10 protein-coding genes and 1 tRNA gene are annotated in these 12,187 nt (G+C 72.8%); 4 read left to right on the forward strand and 7 right to left on the reverse strand.

Translation table 11 applies throughout. The features are described from left to right. Nucleotides 1-207: 207 nt before the first annotated feature. Nucleotides 208-1,092: a formyltetrahydrofolate deformylase gene (gene purU / locus ACSUPR_RS09945; RefSeq protein ID WP_436890865.1), complete on the reverse strand. Its 885-nt coding sequence runs from the start codon at nt 1,090-1,092 to the stop codon at nt 208-210. Nucleotides 1,093-1,308: 216 nt separating this feature from the next. Here purU and ACSUPR_RS09950 point away from each other — a divergent pair, with 216 nt between their 5' ends. Further along, nucleotides 1,309-2,547, forward strand: coding sequence for an alanine racemase (locus tag ACSUPR_RS09950; protein WP_436890866.1), 1,239 nt, complete (start codon nt 1,309-1,311; stop codon nt 2,545-2,547). Between the two features lie 67 nt (nt 2,548-2,614). Here ACSUPR_RS09950 and ACSUPR_RS09955 read toward each other — a convergent pair whose 3' ends face one another. Both ACSUPR_RS09955 and ACSUPR_RS09960 read right to left on the reverse strand, forming a co-directional pair. Further along, a complete protein-coding gene (locus tag ACSUPR_RS09955; protein ID WP_436891941.1) occupies nt 2,615-3,013 on the reverse strand; it encodes a DUF3618 domain-containing protein in 399 nt (132 codons plus the stop codon). Nucleotides 3,014-3,030: 17 nt separating this feature from the next. Then, the gene (locus ACSUPR_RS09960; protein WP_436890867.1) at nt 3,031-4,161 is read right to left on the reverse strand and encodes a CDP-alcohol phosphatidyltransferase family protein; all 1,131 of its coding nucleotides are present in this window, start codon (nt 4,159-4,161) and stop codon (nt 3,031-3,033) included. A gap of 203 nt (nt 4,162-4,364) precedes the next feature. On the opposite strand from ACSUPR_RS09960, the gene bcp reads away from it, so the two are divergent. Continuing rightward, nucleotides 4,365-4,847, forward strand: coding sequence for a thioredoxin-dependent thiol peroxidase (gene bcp, locus ACSUPR_RS09965; RefSeq protein WP_436890868.1), 483 nt, complete (start codon nt 4,365-4,367; stop codon nt 4,845-4,847). A gap of 102 nt (nt 4,848-4,949) precedes the next feature. After that, a tRNA-Leu gene (locus ACSUPR_RS09970) sits at nt 4,950-5,024 on the forward strand. Between the two features lie 86 nt (nt 5,025-5,110). Here the strand turns inward: ACSUPR_RS09970 and ACSUPR_RS09975 are convergent. From ACSUPR_RS09975 to ACSUPR_RS09990, 4 genes are all read right to left on the reverse strand, one after another. Beyond that, a complete protein-coding gene (locus tag ACSUPR_RS09975) occupies nt 5,111-6,388 on the reverse strand; it encodes a serine/threonine-protein kinase (RefSeq protein WP_436890869.1) in 1,278 nt (425 codons plus the stop codon). A gap of 260 nt (nt 6,389-6,648) precedes the next feature. Next, complete coding sequence (locus ACSUPR_RS09980) at nt 6,649-7,995, reverse strand: M16 family metallopeptidase (protein WP_436890870.1); 1,347 nt, start codon at nt 7,993-7,995, stop codon at nt 6,649-6,651. 35 nt (nt 7,996-8,030) lie between these two features. Then, nucleotides 8,031-9,386, reverse strand: a complete 1,356-nt coding sequence (locus ACSUPR_RS09985; RefSeq protein WP_436890871.1) for a M16 family metallopeptidase — start codon at nt 9,384-9,386, stop codon at nt 8,031-8,033. Nucleotides 9,387-9,511: 125 nt separating this feature from the next. Then, complete coding sequence (locus tag ACSUPR_RS09990) at nt 9,512-10,189, reverse strand: hypothetical protein (protein WP_436890872.1); 678 nt, start codon at nt 10,187-10,189, stop codon at nt 9,512-9,514. Between the two features lie 175 nt (nt 10,190-10,364). On the opposite strand from ACSUPR_RS09990, the gene sppA reads away from it, so the two are divergent. Then, a complete protein-coding gene (gene sppA, locus ACSUPR_RS09995; protein WP_436890873.1) occupies nt 10,365-12,086 on the forward strand; it encodes a signal peptide peptidase SppA in 1,722 nt (573 codons plus the stop codon). Nucleotides 12,087-12,187: the final 101 nt, after the last annotated feature.

Here is a 12,187-nt window from a genome sequence, read left to right on the forward strand (position 1 = left end):
AGGGACCGAACGGGTTTCGAACTGGATCACACCATATACGCACTGTGCGTAGTCAACAAGGTACTTGGAGTAAGGTTTTGCAGGACAGAACAGGTAACGGCATCCCCATCCCTGCCCCAAAACCCGTTCGGGAACCCCCTCGCGGGCTGAAAACGAAGGGGCGCCCGAAGGCGCCCCTGGAACGTCCGAAAACAGGTACGGGTCGGCTCACCCGAAGACGACGGTCTTGTCCCCGTTGAGGAGGACCCGCCGCTGGGCGTGCCAGTTGACGGCGCGGGCCAGCGCGACCGACTCCAGGTCGCGGCCGATCTCGGTGAGCTTCTCGGGGCTGTGGGTGTGGTCGACCCGGGCCGCCTCCTGCTCGATGATCGGGCCCTCGTCCAGGTCCGCGGTGACGTAGTGGGCGGTGGCGCCGATGAGCTTGACCCCGCGCGCGTGCGCCTGGTGGTAGGGCCGGGCGCCCTTGAAGCTCGGCAGGAACGAGTGGTGGATGTTGATGATCCGGCCCGACATCTTGGTGCACAGCTTCTCGGACAGCACCTGCATGTACCGGGCCAGCACCACCAGGTCCACGTCGTAGGAGCCGACCAGCTCCAGCAGCCTGGCCTCCTGCTCGCCCTTGGTCTGCGGGGTCACCGGCAGGTGGTGGAAGTCCACCCCGTAGGAGTCGGCCAGGAACTCCAGGTCGGGGTGGTTGGAGACGACCGCGGCGATGTCGATGTCCAGCAGGCCGCTGCGGTGCCGGTAGAGCAGGTCGTTGAGGCAGTGGCCGAACTTGGACACCATCACGATCATGCGGGGGCGCACGTCGCGCGGGCTGAGCGTCCACTCCACGGAGGCGGCGCCGGCGCCGCCGAAGTCCCCGGCCAGCGCCGCGAAGGCGCCGCGCAGCACGTCCTCGCCGACGACCCCGTGCTCGCCGGCCTCGGCCACGAACTGCATCCGCAGGAAGAACCGGCCGGTGTAGTGGTCGCCGTACTGCTGGCTCTCGGTGATGTTGCAGCCGTGGTCGGACAGCAGATTGGCCACCGCCGCGACGATGCCGCGGCTGTCGGGGCACGACAGCGTCAGGATGTACTCGCGCTCGCTCATGGGAGAAAACCGTTTCTGGGGTCGGACCGGCCGTACGGCCGTGACGTCCCAGGATATCCACCGGGAGACCCCGCCGGGGGGCGGCGGCCGAAGAGGGCCACGGCTCACACGCGCCGCGCGGGAGGACGGTCCGGTCCGGGCGAGCGGTCCGGACGGATCGTCTGATTTGCGCCCAGGGAATATGAAAAGGATTCATGTTCTGGCATCCTCGGAGGCATGACAAGCCTGCGTGAGAAGTACGAGGCCGCGACGCGCGAACTCCAGGCCCCCTTCGCCGTGGTCGACCTGGCCGCCTTCCGTGCCAACGCGGCCGCCCTCACCCGCCGCGCGCACGGCAGGCCCATCCGGGTCGCCAGCAAGTCCGTGCGCTGCCGCGCACTGCTGCACACCGTGCTGGAGACCCCCGGCTACGAGGGCGTCATGGCGTTCACCCTGCCCGAAGCGCTCTGGCTCGCCCAGGGCGACCCCGGCGGCCCCGTCGGCCGCGACATCCTGGTCGCCTACCCCACCGCCGACACCGCGGCCCTGGGCCGCCTGGCCGCCGACCCTGCGGCCCTGGGCGCCGTCACCCTCATGGTCGACGACACCGCCCACCTGGACCTCATCTCCCGGGCGGTGGCCGCCGCCGAACGCGACGGCACCCGGCCCGCCGACGCTCCCCCCGTCCGGGTCTGCCTGGACATCGACACCAGCTGGCAGCCGCTGGGCCCGCGGGTCCGCATCGGCAGCCTCCGCTCCCCCGTGCGCACCCCCGCCCAGGCCGCGGCCCTGGCCCGCGCCGTCCTGCGCCGCCCCGAGCTCCGCCTCGACGGGATCATGGCCTACGAGGCCCAGATCGCCGGAGTCGGCGACGCCCCGCCCGGCCGCCCCCTCTACGGCCGCGTCCTGCGCGCCGTCCAGCACCGCTCCGCCGTCGAACTCGCCAGGCGCCGCGCCGCCATCGTCCGCGCCGTCCGCGAGGTCGCCCCGATCCGGTTCGTCAACGGCGGCGGCACCGGCAGCCTGCACACCACCGGCCGGGAGAGGGCCGTGACCGAACTGGGCGCCGGGTCGGGCCTGTACCACCCGCACCTGTTCGACTACTACCGGTCCTTCCGGGGCCGCCCGGCCGCCCTGTTCGCGCTGCCCGTCGTACGCCGCCCCGCCCGGGGCGCGGTCACCGCCCTGGGCGGCGGCTACCTCGCGTCCGGGCCCGCCGACACCCTGCGCCTGCCCGTCCCCCACCTGCCGGCCGGGCTGTCCTACAGCGCCAACGAGGGCGCGGGCGAGGTCCAGACCCCGCTGCTGGGCGCCGCCGCCGACACCCTGGAGATCGGCGACCGGGTGTGGATGCGCCACACCAAGGCCGGTGAGCTGTGCGAGCGCTTCGACACCCTGCACCTCATCGACTCCGACACCGGTGAGTACGTGCGCGCCGTTCCCACCTACCGCGGCGAGGGGCGGACCTTCCTGTAGCACCCGCGGCGACGCCGAGGGGCCCGCGTCCCGACGGACACGGGCCCCTCGGGCCGTCTTTTCCGCGCTACCCGCGCCGGCGCCGCATGATCAGCGCCGCCACGCCGACCGCGATCACCGCGCCGACGCCCACCGCGAGGATCACGGCCTCGGGGGGCAGCTGCCCGCGCGACTGGTACGTCGTCACGACCTCGTCGTCGCCCCTCAGGAGGATGCTCCCCTCCTCCGGCTCGACCAGGTGGCTCTCCACCCGCACCGCCCCGCCGCCGACGACGAGCGCGCGGGCCTCGTCCAGGATCCGGCCGCCCGTCTCCTTGGCCTTCGCGACCTGGCGCCGCGCGATGTTCGCGGGACGGGCCGAGACCACCAACTCGTCGATGGTCTCGGCGAGTCGCCGCTGTTCGCGGTTGATCTCGGCCTCGATCTCGGCCGGGGTCCGGCGCGGTTCGGTGTCGCCTGCCGCCATCTGGGCCGCCTCTCTCATTAGCGCAGAGTCGTCCGGGACCCCGAGTCCGAGCCGGGATCCCGGCCCCCTCCGGCTCCGCCCTCCGCGCCGTCGGACGGACCGGAGAATCTCAGCGCGCTGTCGATTCCGTCGACCACACGGAAGAAGTCCCGCGTGGACAACCACAGTTTATAGATGATGGCGATCTCGAACGCGAGGAGCAAAACACCCGCGACCGCGGTGATCCAGCCGATAGCGGACGGGGCGCCCGCCAGCGCGGCCACCACCGGGGCGACCACGAACACCGCCATCTGGAACTCGATGCCGCCCACCAGGTGGGTGCGCACCCGGCGCGCGTTGAGCGCCGACCAGAACCGCTGGTACCAGGGGAAGCGCGTGCGGAACTCCTGGTGCAGGTCCACCTTGGGCAGGGTCAGGTCGGGCTGTTTGCCCGCCGTGCGCCGGTTGCGGTTCTCCCGCTCGGTCTGGGTGCGCAGGATCCCCTCCAGCACCGAGATCCCGTGCCTGAGAACCGCCTGCTCGCCGCCGTCGCTCATGGTGCGGCCGCCCGCCCCGGTCGCCGCCGAGGTGTCGTCCTCCTCCGGGCCCAGCATCGACAGGGTCGCCCTGGCCCGCTCCAGCGCCGCCGCCAGGTGCGAGCGCATCTCCCGGCGCACCTTGTACACCTGCAGGGCGTTGAGGTAGCGCAGCATGTCCAGGAACACCACGGCCAGGGCCAGCCACACGAACCACACCGGTTCCGCGCCCGGGTCGACCTCCTCGGCCACCACGTACTGGCCGCCCATCAGGGCCACCACGCACACCAGCACCCGGAACCGGTCGGAGACGTAGTCCACCCAGGCGCCGAACACCGTCTCGGTGCCGGTCAGCCGGGCCAGCTTGCCGTCCATGCAGTCCACCAGGAACGACAGGAAGTACAGCGCCGCGCCCAGCAGCAGGAACTGCCGGTAGCCCAGGGCGAAGCACACCGCCGCCCCCAGGCCCAGGAAGAGCGCCAGCACCGTCAGCTGGTTGGGGGTGACCGACGTCCGGTTGGCGACCTGGCGCACCAGGCGGACCGCGACCGGGTCCACGAGGTACACCGTCCACCAGGAATCGCGCTCCTTGAGCGTACGGTCCCTGACCTCGTCGAGCGTGAATGCAGACATCGGTGCCGAGACTCCCAACCGACCAATCGTGAAGTGCGTCAACAATAGGTGATCGAACCACCGCCCGATCCCGGAGCGGACGAACCGAACCGGAATCGCAACCGAACCACGAGACACCTCCACCCCGCCGCCACCGGGTCGTTAGTGTGGACGGCGAGAACGGCCGGGGCCGACCGGCGCCCGGCGGCAGAGAGGAATCCCACGTGAGCGACCCGATCCGACTGGAGCCCGGCGACCAGGCGCCCGACTTCACCCTGGAGGACGCCGACGGCAAGCCCGTGACGCTGAGCGAGGTCCTGGCCCGGACCGACAAGAGCGTCGTGCTCTACTTCTACCCGGCCGCGATGACCCCGGGCTGCACCACCGAGGCCTGCGACTTCCGCGACAACCTCCGCGAGTTCGACTCCGCGGGCTTCACCGTCATCGGCGTGTCCCCCGACACCACCGACAAGCTGGCGAGGTTCCGCGACAAGGAGGGCCTGACCTTCACCCTCGTCGGCGACCCCGGCAAGGAGACCCTGCGGGCCTACGGCGCCTTCGGGGAGAAGAAGAACTACGGCCGCGTCGTCCAGGGCGTCATCCGGTCCACGGTGATCGTCGGTACCGACGGCAGGGTCGTCAAGGCCTTCTACAACGTGAAGGCCACCGGCCACGTCGACCGCATCAAGCGCGAACTGGGCGTGTGACCCGCGTCCCGGCCGCCGGACCGCCGGGACGCGGGACCCCGCGGTCCGGCGGCCGGTCCCCCTCCCGATCCCGGTACAGTTGTGCCCACGGGTACACCCCGGGGGGCCGTAGTCCAATTGGCAGGAGACGCCAGCTTTAGGTGCTGTACAGTGCGGGTTCGAGTCCCGCCGGCCCTACTCGCCCGCCTCGCCGCGCGCGCCGGGCTCCCCTGCCCCGGGGCCTGCGGCCGCACCGCCCGGTCCCGGCACGCGACCCCGGCCCGTCAGCGGCCCAGCAGGGCCCACAGCACGATGGCCAGCAGCACCAGCACCCCCAGCGCGACCGCGGCGACCCGCGCGGGCGCACCCGCCCCGGCCTTCCCGGCGTGCCGCCCCGGGTTGGTGAGCCCCAGGGTGTCGGTGGACTCGCGCAGCGAGGCCACGAACGCGCCCATCGCCTCCGGGCTGTTGCGCAGCCGGTCGCTGATGTTCTCGGCCAGCACCCGGCCGCCCGCCTTGAAGTGCTCGCGCGCGGACTCGCGCGGCTCGGGGACCGCGGCCTCCGCGGGCTCCTCGCCCGCCGGGGCCCCGTCGGCCTCCCCGGGCGCCTCCCGGCTCCCGCCGTCCTCGCCGCTCCACGGCGCCAGCGCCGCGATGCGCAGCATCTTCGCGGCGTTGTCCGCGGTCAGCCGCTCGCCCGGCTCCACCTTGAGCAGCCCGGCCAGCGCCGGCGCCAGCGGGCCCGCCCGCTCCGCCGTCGCGGGCTCCTCCAGCGGCTCCTGGCGCAGGATCTTGATGTAGCCCTTGCGGTCGTAGGGCGTGTGCCCCTCCACCGCCGCGTACAGGGTGGCGCCCAGCGACCACAGGTCCGACTCCGGTCCCACCGGGCCCGCCTTGGCCCGCTCCGGCGACAGGTACGCCGGGGAGCCCACGATGCGGCCGGACTCGCTGAGCGCCGACTCGCCGTTCCACGCCGCCAGGCCGAAGTCGGTGAGCACCACGCGGCCGCCGCTGGTGATCATCACGTTGCCGGGCTTGACGTCGCGGTGCACGATGCCCTCGTTGTGGGCGACCTTCAGGGCGTCGATGAGCTGCAGCCCGATCTCGGCCACCCGCTGGTAGGGCAGCGGTCCGCCGACCTCGATGACCTCCTCCAGGGTGGAGGCCTCCAGCAGCTCCATGACGATCCACGGGCGGCCGTCCTCGTCGACCACGTCGAGCACCGTGATGAGGCTGGGGTGGCTCAGCCGCCCGGCCACACGGGCCTCACGGGTGGTGCGCAGGAGCAGCGACTCGCGCTCGGCCCTGCTCAGGGACTCGGGCAGGCGCAGTTCCTTGACCGCGACCTCGCGGTCGATCACCAGGTCCACGGCGCGCCAGACGGTGCCCACGCCCCCGCGGGCGATCTCCGACACCAGTTGGTAGCGGCCCTTCAGCAGGCGTCCCTCAGGCTTGGAGGCGGCCACGGCTGCCTCCTCCTCCGGGCGCACGGAATCGGGCGCCGCCCCGGGGCGCTGCGTGTGGGGGTCGTCTAGGGAGGACACGGTTATCCACGGGTCCATTCACCGGCCATGGTGGCCTCCTGCGGAGCATTGCGGTCGCTGTCACCACGTAGGTGCACGGATCACTCGTTATACCAGCAGGACGTGGGAGCCCTGCCGGGCGTTGCCATAACACCGGCACATAGGTTCGCTTTCGTTATGTCCGGGGAAAGCGAACACATGCACCCCGGGCCCCTCCCTTCACCCGTTTCCGGAGAAGGAGGGGCCCACGTCGGATGGGATGCGCCGGACGGCGCATCGGTTCACATCCGTCCCGGGTTTCACACCCAGAGTTCGTCGGGGGTGCGCACCTCGACCGGGCCGACCCCGGTGTCGGCGAGCGGGGAGCGCAGCCGCTCGGCGTCGCCGACGACGATCACCACGGCCTCCTCCGGGCGCAGGTACTCGACCGCGGCCGAGTCCAGGTCCTTCTTGGTGAGCCGCTCGTACCCGGCCCGGACGGTGTCCACGTGGTCGTCGGGCAGGTCGTGGACGACCATGTCCACCAGGGCGCCGGCCATGGAGCGCGCGGTGGAGTAGGTGACCGGCAGGCCGACCGTGTTGGAGTCGCGCACCGCGGCCAGCTCCTCCTCGGTGACCCCGCCCTCGCGCAGCTTCGCCACCTGCTCCAGGGAGGAGGTGATGGAGTGCGCGGTGGTGTCCGCCTCCACCTGGGCGGACATGAAGAACACCCCGCTGTCGCGGCGCAGGTCGAACCGCGCCCCGGCCCCGTAGGTGTACCCCAGGCGCTCGCGCAGCTCCAGGTTGAGCCGGGAGGTGAACATACCGCCCAGCACCTCGCCGATACCCTCCGCGCGGGGCAGGTCCACCTGGGAGCGCGAGGGCGCCCGGTGGGCGATGACCAGGGCCGACTGCACCGACCCGGGGCGGTCCACGATGAGCACGCGGGGCAGCTCCCCGGGCGGCGGGGCGGGGGCGTCGATCACCCGCGCGGGCGCGGGCGCGGTGTCACCGAACACGGTCTTGCCCAGTTCCACCAGGTCGACCCCGCTCAGGTCGCCGACCACCACGAGGGTGCCCGCGACGGAGGCCAGGGTGTCGGCGTGGTAGGACGCGACGGTCTCGGGGGCGATGTCGGCGAGCCTGACCGGCCCCCCGGCCAGCGGGGTGGCGTAGCGGCCGGTGAACAGCTGCCCGCCGAGGCTGCGCATGGCCAGGGTGCTGGCGGTGGCGGCCTCCAGCCAGAAGCGCTCCAGCAGCTGCTCGCGGCGGCGGACGATGTCGTCGGTGTTCAGGGCGGGGCGGCGCACCGCGTCGGCGAAGAGCCGGACGGCCTCGCCCAGGCGCCCCACGGGGACGTCCACGCCGGTGATGAACCCGTCCCAGTTGATACGGGACACCCACTCGGCGCCGTGCCGCTCCAGGGCGGGCGCCAGCGAGCTGTTCCCGTCGGGACCGTCCTCCAGCACCTCGCTGGTCAGGGCCCCCACGCCCATGGCGTCGAGCGGCTCGACCGCGCCGCCGTAGGGGTGCACCAGGCGTACGGAGACCAGGTACTGGCCGGGGACGTCGATCGCGACGACCGTGCCGCCGCCGACGGTGATCCGCTCAGGCCGGGGAAAGGTGTAGGACGCCGGAGTACCGAGGTCCGGGCGGTTCTGCGACATGCTCAGCGACTCTTTCTGTGGTGGCTCGGCGGGACTCAGGCGTCGGCGGCGTCGGCGGCCGCGGCGGAGGCCTGCGCCTGGGCCTCCAGCGCCTCGGCGGCGGCCGCGGGCTCGGGGTCGAACCGGACGACGAGCATGTTCTCGTCGACGAGCAGCCGCTCGGCGGCGGCCCGCACCTCCTCGGCCGTGATGTCCTGCCACCGGGTCGGCCAGGTCAGCGCCAGCTCGGGGTCGTCGAACAGCTGGGTGCAGGAGCTGATCGCGTCGGCCAGCCCGGCCGGGCCGGAGATGGACTGCAGGTGGTCGCGCTCCAGGACGGCGCGCGCCCGGTCCAGCTCCTCCTCGGAGACGCCCTGCACGGCCTTGGCGATCTCGGCGCGGATCTCCGCCTCCAGCGTGTCGCCGTCCACGTTCTCGCGGGCGAGCATGTTCACCAGCAGCAGGCTGTCGGTGTAGCGGAACGGCAGGACGTCGGCGGCGGCACCGCCGTCGTCGGCGGCGATGGGGCGGTCCACGACCAGGGACCGGTACAGGCGGCTGCCCTGGCCCTGGCCGAGCACGGCCGAGAGCAGGTGGGCGACGTCGAACCCGCGCTCGCCGTAGGAGGGCGCCCGGTAGCACAGGAACACCCCGGCGGCGGGGACGGTCTCCACGACCACGTCCCGGAGCGGGCCGCCGAGCGGGGCGGTCAGCGCGGCGTCGGGGGCCTCCGGGATCTCCTCCCGGGCCGGGACGGCCCCGAAGTACTTCTCCACCCGGGCCCGCACGTCCTCCGGGTCCAGGTCGCTGACCACGGTGATGACGCAGTTGTCCGGACCGTAGTGGGCCTTGTGGAACGACTTGACGTAGTCCAGGTCGGCCGCGTCCAGGTCGGCCATGGAGCCGATGGTCGGGTGGTGGTACGGGTGGCCCTCGGGGTAGGCCAGGCGCAGGATGCGCTCCAGGGCGGTCCCGTAGGGCTGGTTGTCGTAGCGCTGGCGGCGCTCGTTCTTGACCACGTCGCGCTGGTTGTCCAGCACCTCCTGGGTCATCCCGTCGCGCAGGGTGGCCAGCCGGTCGGCCTCCAGCCACAGGATGCGGTCCAGGGCGTGGGCGGGCACCGTCTCGTAGTAGTTGGTGCGGTCGGTCGAGGTGGAGGCGTTGATGTCGCCGCCCAGGCGCTCGATCTCCTCGAAGTGCTCGCCCTTGGCGACGTTGCCGCTGCCCTGGAACATCAGGTGCTCGAAGAGGTGGGCGAACCCGGTGCGACCGGGCACCTCGTGACGGGACCCGACTCCGTACCAGAGGTTCACGGCGGCCACCTGACCCGTGGAGGCGGGCGCGGTCACCAGACGCATCCCGTTCTCCAGCGTGTACTGAACCAACTGTCCCGCCGCTCCGATGCCGGTCACCAGTGCATGCACCCCGATTCACGCCGTCGCCTGAAACCACCGTCACCGCGTCGAAGCGGTGACGACTACGACCCTACGGCCTCCGGACACCCGGTGGACACCCGAACCGGCGTACCGGCCCGGGATCAGTTGCTGTAACCGTCGGTGTTCATCGACGCCGCGACCTGGTCGTAGACCGCGCTGTACTGGGAGTCGGCCGACCACACGTAGAGCAGCACGTCGCTGATGGGCAGGAACCACATGCGCACCTCGAAGGTGTCGTCGTTGTCGCAGGTCACCTGCCACACGGAGTGATGGGACTTGAGGTCGTTGGCGTGCGTGGTGAAGTCGGAGACCTTCAGCTCCGCCCCGGAGACGCCGATGCCTCCGGAGGCCGCGGTGTTGAGGCTGCGGCAGCTGCTCGTGTCGTCCGCCCAGCCGTCGTCCTTGGCATGGGCGTCGCCCTTCTTGGGCCAGTCGTCGGGGTTGTTCTGCGCGGCCCGCGGGGTGAGCCGGATCGACCCGTAGGCGCAGGCGGCCTGCCCGGGCGGGCTGGCGCACAGGCTGCCGCCCTCGTTCTGCACCTGCCAGCCCTCGGGGAGGTCGATCCGGATGCCCTCGATGGTCTGCGTGGAGAACCCCTCGGGGCCGGGCGGCTCCACGGCGGGGACGACGCCGCTGGCGCCCATCTCCAGGCCGGCGTCCTCGCCGCCCTCCTCACCGGAACCCCCGGAACAGGCCGTCAGCAGCAGCAGGGTGGCGGCCGCCGCCCCCGCGGCGCGCGCGACACGCGCCCGATCCCCTCGCCCGTGGATGCCCGCCATCGCCTCGTCCCTCTCAAGCCGTGCGTTCCGCTGGTCAGAACACAGTCGACCTTAGGGCATGTCGCGGCACCCCCGACAACCCGGCCCGCACGGGCACGAGTCGCCCTTCACCCCCTTTGTCCACAGGTCGCCGCGGGACCCCGCCCGGCGGTCCCCCGCCGACTACCCTGGGGCCATGGTGGACCTCGCGAAGATCACGCAACCCTTGTCCCTCGACCGGTTCGGGCCCCGCCGCGACGGGCCCCTGGTGCTGGAGCTGGACCTGACGGAGGGGGTCGCCGACGAGGCCCCCGGAGACCCGATCGGCCAGCTCGTCAACCGCCGGCGCCAGCACTACCTCGACGTGGTGGAGGGGATCCGCCGCGGCGCCCGCGACCCGGGGGTGGCGGCGCTGCTGGTCCGGGTCGACACCCGCTCCCTGGGGTTCGCCAAGGTGCAGGAGCTGCGCGCCTGCGTCGCCGACTTCCGCGCGGCGGGCAAGCCCGCCCTGGCCTGGGCCGACTCCTTCGGCGAGGCGGCCGACGGCAACCTCCCCTACTACCTGGCCTGCGCGTTCTCCGAGATCGCCATGGCGCCCACCGGGGTGCTGGGACTGACCGGCCTGCAGATCAAGAGCACCTTCGTCAAGGGCGCCCTGGACAAGCTGGGACTGGGCTACGAGGTCGGCAGGCGGCACGAGTACAAGAACGCCCTCAACGGGGTCACCGAGACCGGCTTCACCGACGCCCACCGCGAGGCCGTCGAGCGGATCGCCGCCTCCCTGGGGGACCAGCTGGTCGAGGGCGTGGCCGCGGCCCGCTCCCTGACCGCCGAGGAGGTGCGCGCCCTCGTCTCCCGCGGGCCGTTCGTGGGCTCGGAGGCGGTCGACAGCGGCCTGGTGGACCGCCTGGCCTACCGCGACGAGATCTACGCCGACCTGCTCTCCCGGGTGCGCGGGAGGGACGGCGCCGAGCCGCGGCTGAGCTTCGTCACCCGCTACCACCGCCGCAGCACCCCGGCGCCGCGTCCGCGGATGGGCGGGGGCGCCGACCACATCGCGCTGATCACCGCCACCGGGACGATCAGCCTGGGGCGCACCCGCCGCTCCCCGCTGGGCGGCGGCACGGTCATGGGGTCGGACACGGTGTCGGCCGCGTTCCGGGCCGCCCGCCGGGATCCGCACGTCAAGGCGGTGGTGTTCCGGGTGGACAGCCGGGGCGGCTCGCCCACGGCCTCCGACGCCATCCGCCGCGAGTCGCAGCTGACCCGCGAGGCGGGCATCCCGGTGGTGACGACGATGGGCGACATCGCCGGGTCGGGCGGCTACTACGTGACGCTGGGCTCGGACGCCATCGTGGCCCAGCCCGGCACCCTGACCGGGTCCATCGGCGTCATCGTCGGCAAGCCGGTGCTGGGACCGCTGCTGGAGCGGTACGGGATCACCAGCGACGCGGTGGCCGTCGGCGAGCACGCGGGGATGTTCGACACCGACCGGCCGTTCAGCGACTCCGAGTGGGAGCGGGTCAACGCCCTGCTGGACCGCGTCTACGAGGACTTCACCGGCAAGGTCGCCGACGCGCGCGGCATGAGCCGCGAAGAGGTGCACGAGGTGGCCCGGGGCCGGGTGTGGACCGGGCGCGACGCACACGAGCGCGGCCTGGTGGACGCTCTGGGCGGGCTGGAGACGGCGGTGCGCATCGCCCGGGAGAAGGCGGGGGGCCGTGCCCTGCCGCTGCGCCCGTTCCCGCGCCAGAGCCCTCTGGACCGGCTGCGCCCGCACGAGTCCAGCGAGGACCCGGCCGCCTCCCAGCCGCAGAGCGCCCTGGACGCCTGGGGTCCGCTGCGCGGCGTCGCGGCGGCCCTGGGCCTGCCGGAGGCGGGTCCGCTCACCATGCCCGACCTCGGCCGCATCCGCTGACCGGAGGACCCGGCCGTGTTCCGCGGCCGGGCCCTCCGGTCCGGTACGCACGGACGCGGCGCTCCGGGCCGGGAGGCCGCGGGGACCCGGGGCCGGCGGTG

Origin of the sequence: Nocardiopsis dassonvillei (genome assembly GCF_964273065.1) — a bacterium.
In the GTDB taxonomy this organism is placed as follows: Bacteria; Actinomycetota; Actinomycetes; order Streptosporangiales; family Streptosporangiaceae; genus Nocardiopsis; species Nocardiopsis dassonvillei_B.

Excerpts from the sequence above, each read along its gene's own strand:
- ACSUPR_RS09960 (WP_436890867.1), bottom strand. The coding sequence starts at position 4,161 with ATGTCTGCATTCACGCTCGACGAGGTCAGGGACCGTACGCTCAAGGAG.
- purU (WP_436890865.1), bottom strand. The coding sequence starts at position 1,092 with ATGAGCGAGCGCGAGTACATCCTGACGCTGTCGTGCCCCGACAGCCGC.
- ACSUPR_RS09975 (WP_436890869.1), bottom strand. The coding sequence starts at position 6,388 with ATGGACCCGTGGATAACCGTGTCCTCCCTAGACGACCCCCACACGCAG.
- ACSUPR_RS09955 (WP_436891941.1), bottom strand. The coding sequence starts at position 3,013 with ATGGCGGCAGGCGACACCGAACCGCGCCGGACCCCGGCCGAGATCGAG.
- ACSUPR_RS09950 (WP_436890866.1), top strand. The coding sequence starts at position 1,309 with ATGACAAGCCTGCGTGAGAAGTACGAGGCCGCGACGCGCGAACTCCAG.
- sppA (WP_436890873.1), top strand. The coding sequence starts at position 10,365 with ATGGTGGACCTCGCGAAGATCACGCAACCCTTGTCCCTCGACCGGTTC.
- ACSUPR_RS09980 (WP_436890870.1), bottom strand. The coding sequence starts at position 7,995 with ATGTCGCAGAACCGCCCGGACCTCGGTACTCCGGCGTCCTACACCTTT.
- ACSUPR_RS09990 (WP_436890872.1), bottom strand. The coding sequence starts at position 10,189 with ATGGCGGGCATCCACGGGCGAGGGGATCGGGCGCGTGTCGCGCGCGCC.